The following is a 17,658-nucleotide window of genomic DNA, read 5'->3' on the forward strand; positions in this document are numbered from 1 at the left end:
CCGGGACCACGGGTACGGCGGGTGGCGGCGCTCAGGCCGCCGCCCGCCACTCCCGCGCCAGCAGGGCGTAGACGACCTCGTCGGTCCACTCCCCCTTGACGAACTCGTTCTCCCGCAGGTGCGCCTCCCGCCGCATGCCCAACCGCTCCAGCACCCGGGCCGACGCGACGTTGCGGGCGTCCAGGCGACCGACCATCCGGTGCAGGCCCAGCCCGTCGAAGCCCAGCCGCAGCAGCTCCCGGGCCGCCTCGGTGACGTACCCCCGCCCGGTGTGCTCCGGGTGGGCCACGTACCCGATCTCGCCCTGCCGGTGCTCCCGGCTGGTCCAGGTCAGCAGCACGTCGCCCACGACCACACCGGTGTCCGCCAGGGTGACGGCCAGGTTGAGCACGTCACCCGGCGCGCGCAGCGCGGTGCGCCGCACCAGCCGGTCGATCGCCGCCCGCGCGGCAGCGTCGTCGTAGGGCTCGTGGTAGAGAAAACGGGTGACCTCCGGACGGCCCCGGTAGTCCCGGACCACGGCGAGGTCGTCGGCGGTGAAGGCGCGCAGCAACAGGCGGTCCGTGCGCAGCGGCAGATCGGGTACGAGCACTCCGGCAGGGTACGGGCACGTCAGCGCCCCGGTCAGCCCGGTTTCGCCGGGCCTCGCGTCAGCGGGTCGCCTGCGTTCCGGCGACGGTGAGGAACGCGGACCACGCCTCCGGAGTGAAGGCCAAGGCGGGACCCTGCCGATCCTTGCTGTCCCGGACCGCCACCACACCGGGGAGGTTGTCGGCGACCTCCACACAGTTGCCCTGCGCACTGCTCCTGGTGCTCGTGCGCCAGGTCGCTTCCGTCAGATCAATCACGGTGCCTCTCCTTGATCCGCTGATCGAAGTGGAAACCGTTGCCTCCACAAACTTCCTGAAGGTCTGCCAGTGCGCGCCGCCGCCGCTCACGGCTGGATTTCACAGCCTGCCGAAGTGCCTCCGTCACGGTCTCCTGCTTGGTCCGGGTGCCGAGCGCGACAGTCGCTTCCTCAAGAAGATCCTCGTCGAGATCAAGCAGTATCTTGGCCACTACCGACACCCCCAAGAGATAACCTCCGGACAGCCCGGATAGTCACGGACCACGGCGAGGTCGCCAGCGGCATGGGCGCGCAGCAGCCGGCGTCAGCGGGTCGCGGCTGTCTTCGAGTGAGAGACGAACGCCTGCCAGGCGTCCGGCTCGAAGACCAGCACGGGACCGCGCTGGTCTTTGCTGTCCCGGACGACAACGGCACCCGGGAGGTTGTCGGCCACCTCGACGCAATTTCCGCCGTTGGTCCCCGACTTCGTCGACGTACGCCACCGGGCGGTTGTCATGTCCATGTCAGTGCCGCTTCCTTGATCAGCGCCAGAGAAAGCTTCCGGGGCAGGGCGTCCCGGACGACGATCTCCCAGGTGCGTTCGAGCGTAGCAATCTCGGCCGCGCCGCTGACCGTCTCCGAACGGACCTGGTTGTCGATGTGGCCGAGGGTGGAGTCATCCGGCATGCTCGCCAGGATGAAGCCGCCTTGCAGCCCAGGATAGAGACCTGTCTCTTCGGGCACGACATGTATTCGAACGTGCGGTAGCTCAGCCGCCGCAGCGAGGTGTGCCAACTGTTCCCGCATGATCGCGCGGTCGTCGTTCGCGGTCCGGCGCAGGACGGCCGCGTCGAGCACCGCCACGAGGCGCGGCGGGTTCTCCTGGTTGAGGATCGCCTGCCGCTCGATGCGGGAGCGGACCCGCTGGTCCATCTGCTCGACGGTGAGTTGCCCGCCCGCGTGCAGGATTGCTCGCGCGTACGCCTCGGTCTGCAGTAGTCCGGGCACGAAGGCGGGTTCGTACCAACGCAGAGCCGTCGCCTGCTCCTCGACGCTGATCCATTCCCGAAGCCAGGGCGGAGCCATGTCCAGGACCGAGAGCCGGTCGAGCAACCGACCGAAGATGCCACCGGTCCGCAACGCCCTGTCTATCGCCGCCGCGTAGTCCGTCGTGGGCGGTCTGCTGCCCGTCTCCACCGCGCTGACGTGCGTGCCGGAGTAGCTGATCAACCGGCCGAACTCCTCCTGGTTGAGGCCCCGCGTGGTTCGCGAGCGACGCAACTCGTCAAGCAGGATCTCCGCCGCCGTCATGGTCACGGTCCCCAAACCTCCTCCAACCCGCCGCACCTTTTCCTCACCACTCTCGCCAGCGGAGATGCTTCCCGCCGCCGTCGCTCCACAAGGGCCTGATCGCTTCTGCGGCCCGGCATTCACAACGCAGAGTTTCACACACGGTACCGACAGTGAAGGTCGACGGCCGGCATCAGCAGTCCTTTTCGGAGGTGGACATGGGTCGGTGGAAGTGGTTCCAGCGGCAGGATGAGCCCGTCGACGTGGTGGAGCGTCCGGCGTACGGCCATCAGGGTGGCGCCTACGGCGACCACGCGGAGTGCGTCGTGACGGGGGCGGAGCGGCGGCAACCCGAGCCGCCGTTCGCGGTCATCCTGGCCGGCTACGTGATCGACCTTCACCACCGGGCCGTGTGTCCCAGGTGCCGACCCGACGGCGGGTGCGAGCGGCTCGTCCGGGCCGTGGCGACGCTCCGGGCGTGGCGGGACCGGAAGCGCGGATGACGCCGCGATCCGGGGACCTGCTCCACGTCACCCGGGCCGCCTCGGTCCAGTTCGTCCGGCCGATCATGTTCCGGGTCATCCGGCCGCTCGACTGGACCACGTACGACGGGTGGGCCTGGCTTGACGGCTACGAGGTGAACGCCGCCGGGGACGCCGTCGCGCGGCGGACCATTTTCGTCCGGCCGGCGGGCTTGCGGCGGCTGTCGCCCGCCCGTCCGCCGGCCCGGGCAAGGGCCCGCGCCACTACGCCGTAGTGGCGGTATCCCGGGACTGGGATACCGCAACTACGCCGAACTGGTGTCGATCATGCGCCGGAAGCCGGCGCACGGGGGTCGTGCGCGCCGGAAGCCGGCGCACGGGGGTCATGCGGCGGAAGCCGGCGCACGGGGTCAGCCGACGGCGGCCAGGACCTCGTCGGAGACGTCGAAGTTGGCGTAGACGTTCTGCACGTCGTCGCAGTCCTCAAGCACGTCGATCAGCTTGAAGATCTTGCGCGCGCCGTCCTCGTCAAGCGGCACGTTCACGCTGGGGACGAGGGAGGACTCGGCCGACTCGTACTCGATGCCGGCGTCCTGGAGGGCGGTGCGCACCGCGAGCAGGTCACCCGGCTCGGAGATCACCTCGAACGCCTCGTCGAGGTCGTTGACCTCCTCGGCGCCGGCGTCCAGCACGGCCATCATCACGTCGTCCTCGCTGGTGCCGGCCTTCGGCACGATCACCACGCCCTTGCGGGAGAACATGTACGACACCGAGCCGGCGTCGGCGAGCGAGCCGCCGTTGCGGGTGAGCGCCGTGCGTACCTCGGTGGCGGCGCGGTTGCGGTTGTCGGTGAGGCACTCGATCAGCATCGCCACGCCGCTCGGGCCGTACCCCTCGTACATGATCGTCTGCCAGTCGGCGCCGCCGGCCTCCAGGCCGGAGCCGCGCTTGACCGCGCGGTCGATGTTGTCGTTCGGGACCGAACTCTTCTTCGCCTTCTGGATGGCGTCGAACAAGGTGGGGTTGCCGGCCGGGTCGCCGCCGCCGGTGCGGGCCGCCACCTCGACATTCTTGATCAGCTTGGCGAACATCTTGCCGCGCTTGGCGTCGATCACGGCCTTCTTGTGCTTGGTGGTCGCCCACTTTGAGTGGCCGGACATCTGAGTACCTCCGTTAGTGATCCACGCCCTGCGTCGGCAGCCCTCGCCGGAGCCGAACCCGGCAATCCTACCGAGGCCACGGCTGAGAGGCACCCACGGGCGCTCGTCAGGCGGCGGCCCGGACCAGGTCCACGAAGAGGCGATGCAGGCGCAGGTCGCCGGTCAGCTCCGGGTGGAACGAGGTGGCCAGCAGATTTCCCTGCCGGACCGCGACGATCCGGTCGGCGGCCGGGCCCTCGGTCACCCGGCCGAGCACCTCGACGCCCGCGCCGACCCGCTCGACCCACGGCGCGCGGATGAACACCGCGTGGAACGGCGCGCCGTCGACCCCGGTGAGCGCCACCGGCGCCTCGAACGAGTCGACCTGGCGCCCGAACGCGTTGCGCCGGACGGTCATCTCGATGCCGGCGAAGCCGCGCTGGTCGGGGCGGCCGTCCAGCACCTCGGTGGCCAGCATGATCATGCCGGCACAGGAGCCGTAGACCGGCATCCCGCCCGCGATCCGCTTGTCGATCGGCTCGCGCATCTCGAAGATGTCCACCAGCTTGCTGATCGTGGTCGACTCGCCGCCGGGCACCACCAGGCCGTCGACCGCGTCCAGCTCGCCCGGCCGGCGCACCGGCCGCGCGTCGGCGCCCACGCCCGCAAGCGCCGCGACATGCTCGCGCACGTCACCCTGAAGGGCCAACACACCAATCACGGGTACGGTCACGCGCGTCGCTCCTCTCACCGGGTGTTAAGCGGGGCCCCCGCCTCTACCGAAAGCGTTAAGCGGGGGCCCCGCCTTACACCTCACCAGCCGCGCTCGGCCAGGCGGTGGGGCTGGGGGATGTCGTCGACGTTGATGCCGACCATCGCCTCGCCCAGGCCGCGGGAGACCTTCGCCAGCACGTCGGGATCGTCGTGGAAGGTGGTCGCCTTGACGATCGCGGCGGCCCGCTGCGCCGGGTTGCCGGACTTGAAGATGCCCGAACCGACGAAGACGCCCTCGGCGCCGAGCTGCATCATCATGGCCGCGTCCGCCGGGGTGGCGATACCGCCGGCGGTGAACAGCACGACCGGCAGCTTGCCGCCCTCGGCGACCTCCTTGACCAGCTCGTACGGGGCCTGCAACTCCTTCGCCGCGACATACAGCTCGTCGGCCGGCAGGGTCTGGAGCCGGCGGATCTCCTGCCGGATCTTCCGCATGTGGGTGGTGGCGTTGGAGACGTCCCCGGTGCCCGCCTCGCCCTTCGAGCGGATCATGGCGGCACCCTCGGTGATCCGGCGCAGCGCCTCGCCCAGGTTCGTCGCGCCGCAGACGAACGGCACGGTGAACGCCCACTTGTCGATGTGGTTGGCGTAGTCGGCCGGCGTCAGCACCTCGGACTCGTCGACGTAGTCCACACCGAGCGCCTGGAGGACCTGCGCCTCGACGAAGTGGCCGATCCGGGCCTTGGCCATCACCGGGATGGAGACGGCCGCGATGATGCCGTCGATCATGTCCGGGTCGCTCATCCGGGACACTCCGCCCTGGGCGCGGATGTCGGCGGGCACCCGCTCCAGCGCCATCACGGCCACGGCGCCGGCGTCCTCGGCGATCTTCGCCTGCTCGGGGGTGACCACGTCCATGATCACGCCGCCCTTGAGCATCTCGGCCATGCCGCGCTTCACGCGGGCGGTGCCGACGGCGGCGTCGGTGGTCGGGGAGGGGGAATCAGACACGGTTCATCGCTCCTCGGCGTGCGGTGACGGGCGTGCTGTCACGGTGGCTGCGCAGAATGCTACGACCGGCGCGACGCCGCTCCGACAGCCAATCGGCCCCCCGGTGGACTGCCCTGTGGCCGCCGTCACGGCGTGCGGCGCGCCCGGCGGTGCGGCGGCAGCGCGGTGCGGCGGCAGCGCGGTGGCCGAACAGGTGCCGACTGGGCGCCTAGAAACTTGATGACGTGAATGGATCGGCCGAGATTCCTCGCTGATCCACCTACGCCATCAAGTTTCTAGGCGCCGAAGAAGGTCATCCGATGCCGCGGGGTGGCCGCCCGGTGGCAGATAATCGGCCAGGGAAGCCCGAGGGGCGGCGGACGGCCGGGACCGCCAGTCAGCGGACACGGTCCTCAGCCAGGGAGCACAGCCGCAAACCGGTGGGCACAGCCGTCGGCAGAAAGCCGCGGCGCTCAGCCGGTGGGGACGTCGGCGCGTGGGACCACCGTGGGGTCGTCGATGTCGAAGTAGCGGGGCCACTCCCGTCCCCGCCCCATCCGGAACAGCCGCACCACGGGTCGGCCCCGGGCCGAGCGGGCGTCCCGGACCAGGTCGGTGTGCACCTGCCGGGCCAGCGCCAACCGCCGGCTGGCCGCGATCACCGCGCCGCAGGCCGGGTCCGCCGGATCCAGCCGCACCGCGCGCAACTGCCGGGTGAGGTCGTTCTCGGCCGCCTCGCGCTCCTCCGGGACGGCATCCAACGCGATCCGGGCCGCCGCGTACAGCTCCACGCCGTACAACTCCACGCCGTACCGCTGCTCGGCCAGGACCGCGGCGGCGGCGGCGCGGCGCAGCAGGTGCGCCTCCAGCGCGCGGGACGCCGACTCCGCGCGGATCTGCAACCGCTGCACCCGGCCGGCGGTCCAGATGAGGTACGCCGAGACCAGCCCGACCGCCAGGACCGCGCCCACCACCCACCACATGCCCGGCATCGTAGTGCTGCTCCTCATCCCGGCCGGCCTGGTCAGCCCAGCCCCGCCCATTCCTGGTCCATGACCCGGCCGTCGGTGGCCTCGATCGCGGCTGCGTACACCTCCAGCACGCGACGAGCGATCACGGGCCAGTCGAAACTCGCCGCCACCTGGTCGCCCCAGCCGGTCAGCCCGGCCCGCCGGTCGTCGTCGTCGAGCAGCTCGGTCAGCGCGGCCCGGAGCGCCGCCGCGTCCCCGGTCGGGAAGAGCCGGCCGGCCCGGCCGCCGTCGAGCACCCGGCGGAACGCGTCCAGGTCGCTGGCGACCACCGTGGTCCCGGCGGCGAGCGCCTCGGTGAGGATCATCCCGAAGGACTCCCCGCCGGTGTTCGGCGCGACGTAGAGGTGCACGCTGCGCAGCATGCGCGCCTTGTCCGCCTCGGAGACCAGGCCGAGGAACGTGACCCGGTCACGCAGATCGGCCGGGAACCGGCCGTACAGCTCGTCGGCGTCGCCCGGCCCGGCCACCAGCAGGCGCAGCCCGGGTCGGTGCGGGGCGAGCGCGACGAACGCGTCGCACAGGATCGGGAAGCCCTTGCGCGGCTCGGTGAACCGGCCCAGGAATCCGAGCGTGCCGCCGCGGCCCGGCGCGCACTCCCCCGGCCAGTCCGGCAGCGGCGGCACCCCGGCGTACTTCGCCACCGCCACCCCGTTGGGGATCTCCACGGCCCCGCCGTCCATGTGCTCGACCTGCATCTTGCGGGCGAGCGCGCTCACCGCGATCCGGGCGGTGATCCGTTCGAGGAGGATCTGCAGCACGCCCTGCGCCGCGGAGAGCACCCGGGACCGGGTCATCGCGGTGTGGAACGTGGCCACCACCGGGCCGCGGGCGCAGAGCACCGCGAGCATCGACAGGCTCGGCGTGAGCGGCTCGTGCACGTGCAGCACGTCGAAGTCGCCCCGGTTGATCCACCGGCGTACCCGGGCGGTCGACACCGGGCCGAAGGCGATCCGGGCCACCGACCCGTTGTAGGGCAGCGGCACGGCCCGACCCGCCGACACCACGTACGGCGGCAGCGTCGCGTCCTCGTCGGCCGGGGCCAGCACGCTCACCTCGTGGCCGAGCCCGAGCAGCGCCTCGGCCAGGTCCATGACATGGTTCTGCACCCCGCCCGGAATGTCGAAGGAGTACGGGCACACGATGCCGATCCGCATGGCGCCCCCTAGACCGTCCCGGTGGCGGCCGGTGGCGGCGTCGACGTCGACGCCCCGCCCGGCCCCTGGTCCAGCCACATCCGCTGCAACATGTGCCAGTCTTGCGGATGCCGGGCGATGCCCGCGGCCAGTCCGTCGGCTATCCGCTGTGTCACCACCCGGACCCGGGCGTCGAGCGGGGCGCTGTCCGGATCCGGCAGCGCCAGCGGGCCCTCGATCGCGGCGTGGGCGGCGTCCGGCTCGTACCACATCGACGCCACGTAGAGCGGCGCGCCGGTGCGCAGCGCCAGCAACGCCGGGCCGGGTGGCATCCGGGTCCGGCCGCCGAAGAAGTCCACCTCCACACCCCGGGCGGACAGATCCCGGTCCGCCAGCAGCGGCACCACGTAACCGGCGTGCAGCCGGTCCACCAGCACGTCGAACGCCGGCCGCGCGCCGCCGCGGTTGGGCAGGATCTCCATCCCCAGCCCTTCCCGGAACCCGACGAACCGCTCGTAGACGCCGTCCGGCAGCCGCTCCGCCACGGTGGTCATCGGCCAGCCGGTGGCCGCCACCCAGGCGCCCGCGGCGTCCCAGTTGCCGGCGTGCGGCAGCGCCACCACGGCCCCCCGCCCGGCCGCCACGTCGGCGGCGAGCAGCTCCGCGCCGTCGAGGCGGAACCCGGCGAGGATCTCCGCCCGGCTCAGGCCCGGCAGCCGGAACGCCTCCAGCCAGTAGCGGGCGTACGAGCGCAGGCCGGCGCGGACCAGCACGTCCAGCTCCGCGTCGGGCAGGTCCGGGCCGACCACCCGGCGCAGGTTGGCGCGCAGTCGACGCGTACCCCCGCCGTCCTTGCGGTGGGCACGGTCGGCGCCCGCCCGGAAGGCCGCGGCCGCGACGGGCCGGGGCAGGGCGCGGATCAGGCGCCAGCCCGCGACGAAGCCCGCCTCGGTGAGGTTCACTCGACGCCGACCCGCTGGGCCTGCCGGTAGACGTGCGTCATCCGCTGCCCCACCGTGAAGATCGAGACGGCGGCGAGCAGCCAGAGCGCGACCTCCAGGGCCGGGTCGAGGCCGACGCCGGTGAGCAGGCCGCCGACGCCGACGATGAGCAGCCGCTCGGTGCGCTCGGCGACGCCGACGTTGGCGCTCATGCCGAGCCCCTCGGCGCGGGCCTTGACATAGGAGACCAGCCCGCCCGCGGCCAGGCAGATCAGCGCGGCGGCCACCCCGGAATATTGGTGCTGGGTGGCCAGCCAGTAGGCGACCGCGCCGAACACCGCGCTGTCGGCGACCCGGTCCATGCTCGAGTCGAGGAACGCACCGAACCGGGTGGACCCGCCGCTCATCCGGGCCATCGTGCCGTCGAGCAGGTCGGTGAGGGCGAAGACCGTGACGATCAGCGCGCCGGCGACCAGGTGGCCACGCGCGCCGAAGCCGAGCGCGCCGACGAGCACGCCGACGGTGCCGGTCACGGTCACCGCGTTGGGGGACACGCCCGCGCGGAGCAGTCCGCGCGCGATCGGCTCCACGATGCGGGTCATGCCCGCCCGGGCCGTCACTTGGAAGATCTTCGCCATGGCGGTCCCACGATAACGGCCGGCAGCGGCCGGGCACACAGCCGGGCGTGCGACCCGCCCGGCGGGCCTTGTGCCGGCACCGGCGCGGGTGTGAGATCGAGCGTGAGGGGTGAGCCAGTTCACCGCATCACCGGTCCCCGTGCCCGTCCCGTGGGGGACCACCGGAAGATATCGCCGCGGCGCCCACCGGGGTCCGCTCCCCCGTCGCCCGCGGCGGTCGCCACCACCACCGGTTGAGGGAGGTGCGCCGCGATGGCGCAGAAGAGTCACGAGAAGGGTGTCACCGGCGGCGCGCCGGTGGTGACCGAGCCCGGCAGGGTTCGCAACGTGGTGCTCGTCGGGCACTCCGGCGCCGGCAAGACCACCCTGGTCGAGGCGCTGCTCGCGGCCAGCGGCACGATCGGCCGGGCCGGCGACGTCACCGACGGCACCACGGTCTGCGACCACGACCCGGCGGCCGTACGCCAGCAGCGCTCGGTGAGCCTGGCCTGCGCCCCGCTGGTCCACCGCGACGTCAAGGTCAACCTGCTGGACACGCCCGGCTACGGCGACTTCGTCGGCGAGCTGCGCGCCGGGCTGCGCGCCGCCGACGCGGCGCTGTTCGTGGTCTCCGCGGTGGACGGGATGGACGCCGCGACCGCCGCGCTCTGGGAGGAGTGCGCCGCGGTGGACATGCCGCGCGCGGTGGCGGTCTCCCGGCTGGACCACCCGCGCGCCGACTTCGACGAGGCGGTGGCGCTCTGCCAGCGGGTCTTCGGCGACAACGTGCTTCCGCTCTACCTGCCGATGCTCGGCGACGACGGCGAGTCGGTGGCCGGGCTGATGGGGCTGATCACCCGCCGCGTGTTCGACTACTCCACCGGGCTGCCGGCGGCGGTGCGCGAGCCGGACCCGCAGCACCTGCCGGCCATCCAGGAGTCCCGGGACGAGCTGATCGAGGGGATCATCGCGGAGAGCGAGGACGAGACCCTGATGGACCGCTACCTCGGCGGCGAGGAGATCGACCCCGAGGTGCTCATCACCGACCTGGAGACGGCCGTCGCCCGCGGCCACTTCTACCCGGTGGTGCCGGTCTGCGCGGAGACCGGCGTCGGCCTGGACGCGCTGCTCGACGGCCTGGTCGCGGCGTTCCCGTCGCCGCTGGAGCACGACCTGCCGGCGGTGACCGGCCTGGACGGCTCACCCCGCCCGCCGCTGACCTGCGACCCGGCCGGCCCGCTGGTCGCCGAGGTGGTCAAGACGACGGTGGACCGGCACGTCGGACGGGTCTCGCTGGTCCGGGTCTTCTCCGGCACGCTCCGCCCCGACCAGGTGATCCACGTGTCCGGGCACGGCCTGGCCGAGCGCGGCCACCCCGACCACGACGCCGACGAGCGGGTCGGGCACGTCTACAGCCCGCTCGGCGCGACGCTGCGCGAGGTGCCGGCCTGCGTCGCCGGTGACCTCTGCGCGATCACCAAGTCGGGCAGCGCGGAGACCGGCGACACCGTCTCCGCCAAGGACGAGCCGCTGCTGATCGCGCCCTGGGAGATGCCGGAGCCGCTGCTGCCGGTGGCGATCGTGGCGCGCAGCCGGGCCGACGAGGACGCGCTGGCGCGCAACCTGTCCCGGCTGGTCGCCGGCGACCCGACGCTGCGGCTGGAGCGCAACCCGGAAACCCACCAGCTGGTGCTCTGGTGCATGGGCGAGGCGCACGCCGACGTGGTCCTCGACCGGCTGCGCGGCGGCGGCGTCGAGCTGGACACCGAGCCGGTGCGGGTGGCGTTGCGGGAGACGGTCACCGCCGCCGCCCGGGGCCACGGCCGGCACGTCAAGCAGTCCGGCGGCCACGGCCAGTACGCCGTCTGCGACATCGAGGTGGAGCCGCTGCCCCGGGGCGCCGGCTTCGAGTTCGTCGACCGGGTGGTCGGCGGCGCGGTCCCGCACAACTACATTCCGTCGGTGGAGAAGGGCGTCCGGGCGCAGATGGAACGCGGCCTGGTCGCCGGCCACCCGGTGGTGGACCTGCGGGTGACGCTCGTCGACGGCAAGGCGCACAGCGTCGACTCGTCCGACGCCGCGTTCCAGACCGCGGGCGCGCTGGCGCTGCGCGACGCCGCCGAGAAGGCCCAGCCGACGCTGCTGGAGCCGGTCGACGAGATCACCGTCCGGATCCCCGACTCCTCGGTCGGCGCGGTCATGGGCGACCTGTCCGGCCGGCGCGGCCGGGTGCTCGGCACCGAGCCGGACCCGGACGCCGAGGGCCGCACCCTGGTCCGGGCCGAGGTGCCCGCCACCGAACTGCTGCGCTACGCGGTGGAGCTACGCGCGATGACCGCCGGCACCGGCACGTTCCGGCGCGAGTTCGCCCGCCACGACCCCATGCCCACCCACTTGGCCGACCAGGCCCGCAAGGAAGCCACCACCGGTTAGGGGCGGACGGCGGGGACGGGGGGCATCGGCCAGTGGGGGCGGTCGGCGTCCCGGCGGGCGGCCGAGCGTACCGCCGCGAGCTGCCGCTCCACCTCGGCGAAGTGGTCCGGTTCGAGCGGACCCCGGGCCAGCGCGGCGGCGTTCTCCTCGACCTGGGCGACCGTGCGGGCGCCGGGGATCGGCACCGCCCGGTCGCTGCGCGCCCAGATCCAGCCGAGCGCGCCCTGCGCCAGGGTGCGACCGTCGGCGGTCAGCGCGCCCCGGACGGCGGCCACCCGGCGCAGCCACTCCGGGGCCGGCCGGCCGCCGCGGAACCACTCCAGCCAGTTCGGTCCGAGACCGCGTACGTCGTCACGGGGCAGCGTCGACTCCGGCGTGTACTTGCCGGTGAGCAGCCCCATCCCGAGCGGCCCCCGGGCCAGGCTGGCCAGGTCGTGCTTCTCGCAGGCGGCCAGCATGGCCGGGGCGTCCCGGAGCACCGACAGCGCGTGCTGCACGGCGACGGCGCCCTGCGCGACCTGGGCGAACGCGGCGGCCCGGTCGGTCCGGTCGGTGCTCCACCCGTACGCCCGGATCAGGCCGTCGGCCACCAGGTCGTCGAGCGTGCCGATCAGCGCCTCGGCACGGGGCAGCGGCAGGTCACCCAGGTGCAACTGGTAGAGGTCGATCCGGTCGGTGTCCAGCCGGCGCAGCGAGTCGACCACCGCCCGGCGCAGGTACTGCGGGGAGGCGTTCTCCCCGGTGGCCTGCCGGCTGTGCTCGTCGAACGTGTAGCCCCACTTGGTGGCGATCACCGCGTCGTCCCGCCGGCCGGCCAGGGCGCGCCCCAGCACCCGCTCGCCGTGCCCGGCCCCGTACGTGTCGGCGGTGTCGAAGAGCGTCACGCCGAGGTCGATGGCGCGGCGGAGCGCCCGCACCGACTCGTCGTCGTCGACCGCACCCCAGCCCAACGGGCGGGCGCCCTCCGCCCACGGGCCGCCGATCGCCCAGCACCCCATGCCGAGGGCGCTCACCTCGATGCCGCTACGTCCCAGCGACCGCGTGCTGACTGCCATCGCCGCATCCTGTCACTTTCCCGGCAACCGTGGGCCTTTTCGTCACTCAGGCATCCGGCGCTCGCCACTCTCCGTGATGCCACCCACCGGCAGTCGCGGTGTGAGATGTGTCGGCCAAGCCCGAAGTACCCGGCGCGGGCCCGCGGCACCCGTGCTCAGCCGGCGAAGGCCAGCAGCACCGGGCCGTCCTGTCCGGACCACGCGCCGACGAGCCGGCCCGCCGCCGAGTGGTCGGCCGGGACGGGCCGCCGGACCAGCGCCAACTCGACACCCCCGGCCCGGATCAGCGTCGGGTCGCCGTCCACCACCTCGTCGACCGGCCCGGCCGGCAACGCCCGGTCGGTGCGGCTGCCCGACAGGGTCATGCTCGGCTCCCGCACCTGCCGTACGCCGTCGACCTCGAAGTATTCCTCCGCCTGGCCGGCGTCGGCGAGCACCGCGGCGGCCAACGCCGGCGGGTAGACCGGGTCCCCGGCGGCGTCGTACACCCAGCGGCGGCCCAGCACCGAGTGCTCCACGGTGCCGACCAGGAAACGGTCCGCGCCGGCCAGCGGGGCGCCCCGGTAGGTCAGCGGCACCTGGAGCACCGGCCCCTCGCCAGCGCGCACGAGCAGCGTCTCCATGCCGACCGCGCCGGCCGGGTCGTCGAACCGGTAGGCGGCCACTCGGGTGACCGGAGCGCCGGCCTCGCCGGCGAACCACGGCCGGCCGGGCAGCCATCCGACGAGCAGTTCCAGCTTCGTGGGGCGCAGTTCCGCGCGGTGCAGCAGAGCCATGCGCAAGATCGTACTGTCGAGGGGCTCACCGCTGCGGCCCGGCGGGCCGAGCCGGTCGAACCGCGGCGGCCCGGCGGGCCGAGCCGGTCGAACCGCGGCGGCCCGGCGGGCCGAGCAGTCAGGCCGGCCAGGCCTTCGCGAACAGGTCGCGGGTGTCGGTGAGCAGTTGCGGCAGCACCTTGGTGCGGCCGATCACCGGCATGAAGTTGGCGTCCCCACCCCAGCGGGGCACCACGTGCTGGTGCAGGTGCGCGGCGATGCCCGCACCGGCCACGCCGCCCTGGTTCATGCCCAGGTTGAACCCGTGCGCGCTGGACACCTGCCGGACCACCCGCATGGCGTCCTTCGTGAACGCGGCCATCTCGGCCGTCTCCGGCGCGTCCAGCTCCGTGTAGTCGGCCACGTGCCGGTAGGGGCAGACCAGCAGGTGGCCGGGATTGTACGGATAGAGGTTGAGCACCGCGAACACGTGCGCACCCCGGGCGACCACCAGACTCTCCTCGGGTGGGCGGCCCGGGGCCAGGCAGAACGGGCAGCCGGTCGGCTTCTCGTAACCCCCCTCGGGCCGGTCCTCGCCGGAGATGTAGGTCATCCGGTGCGGCGTCCAGAGCCGTTCCAGCCCGTCCGCCAGGCCATCGTCCGCGTGCCGCTCCGCCCCTGTCACACAGGCGATCCTACGATCCGCGCCACCTCCCCGCCGAACCGCGCCGCCGAACCGTGGCCGCCCGGTCAAGCGGGTGGCGTACCTCTACCGGAGGCGTTAAGCGGGGCCCCCGCCTTACACCTCGGCGGTGGGGGCGCTGTTGGTGCGGGACTCGGTCACCTCGCGGACGTGCGCCACCGCCTCGGCGAGCGGTACGCCGTTGCGCTGCGAGCCGTCCCGGTAGCGGAAGGAGACCGTGCCGGCGGCCACGTCGTCGTCGCCGGCGATCACCATGAACGGGATCTTCTGCTGCTGGGCGTTGCGGATCTTCTTCTGCATCCGGTCGTCACCCAGGTCGACCTCGGCCCGGATCCCGTGCCGACGCAGCGTGCCGGCGAACTCCTCCAGGTAGTCGCCGTGCTCGTCGCGGATCGGGATGCCGACCACCTGCACCGGCGCGAGCCAGGCCGGGAACGCGCCCGCATAGTGCTCGGTGAGCACGCCGATGAACCGCTCGATCGACCCGAACTTCGCGCAGTGGATCATCACCGGCTGCTGGCGGGTGCCGTCGGCCGCCTGGTATTCCAGCCCGAAGCCCTTCGGCTGGTTGAAGTCGTACTGAATCGTCGACATCTGCCAGGTGCGGCCGATGGCGTCCTTGGCCTGCACGGAGATCTTCGGGCCGTAGAACGCCGCGCCACCCGGGTCGGGGACCAGGTCCAGGCCGGTCTCCAGCGCGCACCGCTCCAGCACCTCGGTCGCCGTCGCCCAGTCGGAGTCGGTGCCGACGAACTTGTCCGGCCGGGAGTCGTCGCGGGTGGACAGCTCCAGGTAGAAATCGTCGATGCCGAAGTCACGCAGCAGGCTCAGCACGAAGCCGAGCAGGTGCTTGATCTCCGCCGGAGCCTGCTCCCGGGTGCAGTAGGAGTGCGAGTCGTCCTGGGTGAAGCCGCGCACCCGGGTCAGCCCGTGGATGACGCCCGACTTCTCGTACCGGTAGACCGACCCGAACTCGAACAGCCGGATCGGCAGTTGCCGGTAGGACCGCCCGCGCGACCGGTAGATCAGGTTGTGCATCGGGCAGTTCATCGCCTTGAGGTAGTAGTCGCTGCCTTCCATCTCCATCGGCGGGAACATCGTGTCCTTGTAGTAGGGCAGGTGTCCCGAGGTGTGGAAGAGACCTTCCTTGGAGATGTGCGGCGTCCCGACGTACTGGAAGCCCTCCTCGATGTGGCGGGTGCGGACGTAGTCCTCCATCACCCGCTTGAGCACGCCACCCTTGGGGTGGAAGACGGGCAGGCCGGAGCCGATCTCGTCGGGAAAGCTGAACAGGTCGAGGTCCGCGCCGAGCTTGCGGTGGTCGCGCCGGGCGGCCTCCTCCAACAGCTTGAGGTACGCCTTCAGCTCGTCCCGGGTCGGCCAGGCGGTGCCGTAGACCCGCTGGAGCTGCGGGTTCTTCTCCGACCCGCGCCAGTAGGCGGCGGCGGAACGCATCAGCTTGAACGCGCCGATCAGCCGGGTGTTCGGCAGGTGCGGGCCCCGGCACAGGTCCGACCAGCAGACCTTGTCCTCGTTGGCGGCGAGGTTGTCGTAGATGGTCAGCTCGCCGCCGCCCACCTCCATCACCTCGGAGGAGTCCAGCCCCTCGCCCTTGACCTCGATCAGCTCCAGCTTGAACGGCTCGGCGGCCAGCTCGCCCCGGGCCTCGTCCAGGTCGGCGAAGCGGCGACGGCGGAACCGCTGGCCGGACTTGACGATCTCCTGCATCCGCTTCTCGAGCTTCGCCAGATCCTCGGGCTGGAACGGCTTGTCGACGCCGAAGTCGTAGTAGAAACCGTTCTCGATCGGCGGACCGATGCCGAGCTTCGCCTCCGGGAAGACGTCCTGCACGGCCTGCGCCAGCACGTGTGCGGTGGAGTGGCGCAGCACCTCCAGGCCCGCCGGGCTGCTCAACGCCACCGGCTCGACCGTGGTCTCCTCGGCCGGCATCCAGTCCAGGTCGCGGAGCTGACCCCGCGGGTCGCGGACCACCACGATCGCCTTCGGCCCGGTGGTGGGCAGGCCGGCCGCGGCCACCGCGTCGGCCGCCGTGGTCCCGGCGGCGACGACGACGGGGTCGGCCACGACGGGGGTACGGGGTGCGGACACGGTGACTCCTGTCGTCGACGGTACGGATCTGCCGGTGACCGGCCCCTGCGATGCTATCGGTCGCCCGGACCCGCGCCGCCGCCGACGCCGGGCCCGGCGCGACACGAGTTCCGCCGGGCGTTGAACCTTTCCGCCGTCCCGACCGAACTACCAGGTGGGGCCGGAGCCGGTACCGACCCCAGTCGAGAAGGATGGGGACGACGATGAGGATGACCCGTCAGGGCCGGTGGGCGGCGTCGCTGCTGGCCGCCGCGCTCGCCGGAGCCGTGGGCTGGCCGGGCCTGGCCAGCGCCGCCGGCGTGACCGTGACGACCTCCCCCGGCGAGGTGCACCAGGGCGACGCGATCGAACTGTCCGTGGTGGTGCCCGCGGATCGACCCGGTACCCGGACCACGAAGATCGAGCTGACCATGCCGCCGGACGCCCCGATCGGCGAGGTCTACCCGATGTCCGTGCCGGACTGGGGGCCGACCATCACCACCCGCGACCTGGATCAGCCGGTGGCGGGCATCCACACCTCCGAACTGAACCAGGTGACCGAAGCCGTGACCTGGCTACGGGCACCCGGCGCCGGCACCGGCGCGGCCCGGCTGCCGCTGGGCATGGGGCCGATGCCGGCCACCGACCTGCTCACCTTCACCGTCGTGCAGACGTACGCCGATGGCACGGTGGTCCGCTGGACGGACCCGGCCGGCGGCGCACACCCGGCGCCGACGGTGCCGTTGCTGCCGCCGCTGCCGGGCACCGCCACGCACGGCGGCGACGCCGGTGCGGCCGGCGGTGGCCACGCCGGCCACGGTGCTGCGGGCAGCGGCCAGGACGGCGCCGCGCCGGGCGGCGCCGCCGCGGGCCCGGTGACCGAGGCGGCCGACGACGGCCCGAGCGCGGACCTGCTGCTCGGTGGCGGCCTGCTCGCCGGCCTGGCCGGCGGTGCCGCGATCGGCTGGCTGCTCAGCCGCCGCCGGCGCACCACCCTGGCGCTCCCGTCCGACCCCGACCCCGCCAGCCCCGACGCCTCCGCCTCCGACGCCCCCGCCTCACCCGCCTCCGCCTCCGCCTCCGACGACCTCACCCCTGACGACCTCACCCCTGACGACCTCACCCCTGACGACCTCACCCCTGACGACCTCACCCCCGGTCACGGCGACACGTCCCAGGCGACCCCGGCGGGCAAGCGTGCTTCCGCCGACGAACCCGTCTCCGCCGGCGCGGCGCGCTCGCGCGCATGATGACCCCAGCTCGACGACGACGAACGAGTGCTCGCAGGAAGACGTTCGACTCCTGCCGATCTTCCATAGGAACTCCGTGATCGACGCCGAAGTCTGAGATCTTGTCGGCAAATGGCCCCTGGAGGGGCGTTTTGCTTCCAAGTCACCTGGTCTCGTCGGGACGCCGCACAGGCGTGAAAACGGGCAACCGGCCGCACGGTGGCCTGCTCTC

Annotated in this window: 20 protein-coding genes; 4 read left to right on the forward strand and 16 right to left on the reverse strand. The window is 72.7% G+C overall.

Annotation, left to right across the window (positions count from 1 at the left end; translation table 11 throughout):
• Window positions 1-31 precede the first annotated feature (31 nt).
• The 5 genes from O7602_RS17870 to O7602_RS17890 all read right to left on the reverse strand — a co-directional run bounded on the left by O7602_RS17870 (window position 32) and on the right by O7602_RS17890 (window position 2,137).
• Window positions 32-592 carry a GNAT family protein gene (locus tag O7602_RS17870; RefSeq protein ID WP_281583774.1) on the reverse strand — a complete coding sequence of 187 codons (561 nt, stop codon included), beginning with the start codon at window positions 590-592 and terminating at the stop codon, window positions 32-34.
• A 58-nt stretch (window positions 593-650) separates the two neighbouring features.
• Complete coding sequence (locus tag O7602_RS17875; protein ID WP_281590371.1) at window positions 651-845, reverse strand: DUF397 domain-containing protein; 195 nt, start codon at window positions 843-845, stop codon at window positions 651-653.
• Window positions 841-1,059 carry a type II toxin-antitoxin system VapB family antitoxin gene (locus O7602_RS17880; RefSeq protein WP_281583775.1) on the reverse strand — a complete coding sequence of 73 codons (219 nt, stop codon included), beginning with the start codon at window positions 1,057-1,059 and terminating at the stop codon, window positions 841-843. Before O7602_RS17880 ends, O7602_RS17875 begins: the two co-directional genes overlap by 5 nt.
• A 92-nt stretch (window positions 1,060-1,151) precedes the next feature.
• Window positions 1,152-1,349, reverse strand: a complete 198-nt coding sequence (locus tag O7602_RS17885; RefSeq protein ID WP_281583776.1) for a DUF397 domain-containing protein — start codon at window positions 1,347-1,349, stop codon at window positions 1,152-1,154.
• A complete protein-coding gene (locus tag O7602_RS17890; RefSeq protein WP_281590373.1) occupies window positions 1,340-2,137 on the reverse strand; it encodes a helix-turn-helix transcriptional regulator in 798 nt (265 codons plus the stop codon). Before O7602_RS17890 ends, O7602_RS17885 begins: the two co-directional genes overlap by 10 nt.
• 197 nt (window positions 2,138-2,334) lie before the next feature.
• On the opposite strand from O7602_RS17890, the gene O7602_RS17895 reads away from it, so the two are divergent.
• Together O7602_RS17895 and O7602_RS17900 are read left to right on the forward strand one after the other, a co-directional pair.
• Window positions 2,335-2,619: a hypothetical protein gene (locus tag O7602_RS17895; RefSeq protein WP_281583777.1), complete on the forward strand. Its 285-nt coding sequence runs from the start codon at window positions 2,335-2,337 to the stop codon at window positions 2,617-2,619.
• A complete protein-coding gene (locus O7602_RS17900) occupies window positions 2,616-2,873 on the forward strand; it encodes a hypothetical protein (RefSeq protein ID WP_281583778.1) in 258 nt (85 codons plus the stop codon). Before O7602_RS17895 ends, O7602_RS17900 begins: the two co-directional genes overlap by 4 nt.
• A gap of 135 nt (window positions 2,874-3,008) precedes the next feature.
• Here O7602_RS17900 and O7602_RS17905 read toward each other — a convergent pair whose 3' ends face one another.
• From O7602_RS17905 to pgsA, 7 genes are all read right to left on the reverse strand, one after another.
• Window positions 3,009-3,758 (reverse strand): YebC/PmpR family DNA-binding transcriptional regulator, encoded by a 750-nt coding sequence (locus tag O7602_RS17905; protein ID WP_281583779.1) that lies wholly within the window; start codon window positions 3,756-3,758, stop codon window positions 3,009-3,011.
• Window positions 3,759-3,864: 106 nt separating this feature from the next.
• Entirely contained in the window at window positions 3,865-4,470 is a 606-nt protein-coding gene (gene pdxT, locus O7602_RS17910; RefSeq protein WP_281583780.1) for a pyridoxal 5'-phosphate synthase glutaminase subunit PdxT, read from the reverse strand.
• 80 nt (window positions 4,471-4,550) lie between these two features.
• Window positions 4,551-5,399, reverse strand: coding sequence for a pyridoxal 5'-phosphate synthase lyase subunit PdxS (pdxS, locus tag O7602_RS17915; RefSeq protein WP_281590375.1), 849 nt, complete (start codon window positions 5,397-5,399; stop codon window positions 4,551-4,553).
• A 515-nt stretch (window positions 5,400-5,914) separates the two neighbouring features.
• Window positions 5,915-6,433, reverse strand: a complete 519-nt coding sequence (locus O7602_RS17920) for a hypothetical protein (protein ID WP_281583781.1) — start codon at window positions 6,431-6,433, stop codon at window positions 5,915-5,917.
• A gap of 32 nt (window positions 6,434-6,465) precedes the next feature.
• Window positions 6,466-7,626 carry a glycosyltransferase family 4 protein gene (locus O7602_RS17925; RefSeq protein ID WP_281583782.1) on the reverse strand — a complete coding sequence of 387 codons (1,161 nt, stop codon included), beginning with the start codon at window positions 7,624-7,626 and terminating at the stop codon, window positions 6,466-6,468.
• 8 nt (window positions 7,627-7,634) lie between these two features.
• Entirely contained in the window at window positions 7,635-8,567 is a 933-nt protein-coding gene (locus O7602_RS17930; protein ID WP_281583783.1) for a phosphatidylinositol mannoside acyltransferase, read from the reverse strand.
• Window positions 8,564-9,184, reverse strand: a complete 621-nt coding sequence (gene pgsA, locus O7602_RS17935) for a phosphatidylinositol phosphate synthase (protein ID WP_281583784.1) — start codon at window positions 9,182-9,184, stop codon at window positions 8,564-8,566. The genes O7602_RS17930 and pgsA overlap by 4 nt, the downstream gene beginning before the upstream one ends.
• Window positions 9,185-9,436: 252 nt before the next feature.
• Here pgsA and O7602_RS17940 point away from each other — a divergent pair, with 252 nt between their 5' ends.
• Entirely contained in the window at window positions 9,437-11,596 is a 2,160-nt protein-coding gene (locus O7602_RS17940; RefSeq protein WP_281583785.1) for an elongation factor G-like protein EF-G2, read from the forward strand.
• Here O7602_RS17940 and O7602_RS17945 read toward each other — a convergent pair.
• From O7602_RS17945 to thrS, 4 genes are all read right to left on the reverse strand, one after another.
• Window positions 11,593-12,651 (reverse strand): aldo/keto reductase, encoded by a 1,059-nt coding sequence (locus O7602_RS17945; protein ID WP_281583786.1) that lies wholly within the window; start codon window positions 12,649-12,651, stop codon window positions 11,593-11,595. The two genes, O7602_RS17940 and O7602_RS17945, sit on opposite strands and share 4 nt — an antisense overlap.
• A 155-nt stretch (window positions 12,652-12,806) precedes the next feature.
• Complete coding sequence (locus O7602_RS17950) at window positions 12,807-13,427, reverse strand: hypothetical protein (RefSeq protein WP_281583787.1); 621 nt, start codon at window positions 13,425-13,427, stop codon at window positions 12,807-12,809.
• 118 nt (window positions 13,428-13,545) lie between these two features.
• On the reverse strand, window positions 13,546-14,091 hold the full coding sequence (locus tag O7602_RS17955; protein ID WP_281583788.1) for an HIT domain-containing protein: 546 nt from the start codon (window positions 14,089-14,091) through the stop codon (window positions 13,546-13,548).
• A gap of 114 nt (window positions 14,092-14,205) precedes the next feature.
• Window positions 14,206-16,218, reverse strand: coding sequence for a threonine--tRNA ligase (gene thrS / locus O7602_RS17960; protein WP_281583789.1), 2,013 nt, complete (start codon window positions 16,216-16,218; stop codon window positions 14,206-14,208).
• Window positions 16,219-16,421: 203 nt separating this feature from the next.
• Between thrS and O7602_RS17965 the strand changes: the two genes are divergently transcribed.
• Window positions 16,422-17,447 carry a DUF1775 domain-containing protein gene (locus O7602_RS17965; RefSeq protein WP_281583790.1) on the forward strand — a complete coding sequence of 342 codons (1,026 nt, stop codon included), beginning with the start codon at window positions 16,422-16,424 and terminating at the stop codon, window positions 17,445-17,447.
• The last annotated feature ends 211 nt before the right edge of the window (window positions 17,448-17,658 follow it).

Source organism: Micromonospora sp. WMMD1128 (assembly GCF_027497235.1).
Classification (GTDB): Bacteria; Actinomycetota; Actinomycetes; order Mycobacteriales; family Micromonosporaceae; genus Micromonospora.

Coding starts and splice junctions, on each gene's coding strand:
- O7602_RS17885 (WP_281583776.1), bottom strand. CDS start 1,349: ATGGACATGACAACCGCCCGGTGGCGTACGTCGACGAAGTCGGGGACC.
- O7602_RS17890 (WP_281590373.1), bottom strand. CDS start 2,137: ATGACGGCGGCGGAGATCCTGCTTGACGAGTTGCGTCGCTCGCGAACC.
- O7602_RS17895 (WP_281583777.1), top strand. CDS start 2,335: ATGGGTCGGTGGAAGTGGTTCCAGCGGCAGGATGAGCCCGTCGACGTG.
- O7602_RS17900 (WP_281583778.1), top strand. CDS start 2,616: ATGACGCCGCGATCCGGGGACCTGCTCCACGTCACCCGGGCCGCCTCG.
- O7602_RS17905 (WP_281583779.1), bottom strand. CDS start 3,758: ATGTCCGGCCACTCAAAGTGGGCGACCACCAAGCACAAGAAGGCCGTG.
- pdxS (WP_281590375.1), bottom strand. CDS start 5,399: ATGGCCGAGATGCTCAAGGGCGGCGTGATCATGGACGTGGTCACCCCC.
- O7602_RS17920 (WP_281583781.1), bottom strand. CDS start 6,433: ATGCCGGGCATGTGGTGGGTGGTGGGCGCGGTCCTGGCGGTCGGGCTG.
- O7602_RS17925 (WP_281583782.1), bottom strand. CDS start 7,626: ATGCGGATCGGCATCGTGTGCCCGTACTCCTTCGACATTCCGGGCGGG.
- pgsA (WP_281583784.1), bottom strand. CDS start 9,184: ATGGCGAAGATCTTCCAAGTGACGGCCCGGGCGGGCATGACCCGCATC.
- O7602_RS17940 (WP_281583785.1), top strand. CDS start 9,437: ATGGCGCAGAAGAGTCACGAGAAGGGTGTCACCGGCGGCGCGCCGGTG.
- O7602_RS17945 (WP_281583786.1), bottom strand. CDS start 12,651: ATGGCAGTCAGCACGCGGTCGCTGGGACGTAGCGGCATCGAGGTGAGC.
- O7602_RS17950 (WP_281583787.1), bottom strand. CDS start 13,427: ATGGCTCTGCTGCACCGCGCGGAACTGCGCCCCACGAAGCTGGAACTG.
- O7602_RS17965 (WP_281583790.1), top strand. CDS start 16,422: ATGAGGATGACCCGTCAGGGCCGGTGGGCGGCGTCGCTGCTGGCCGCC.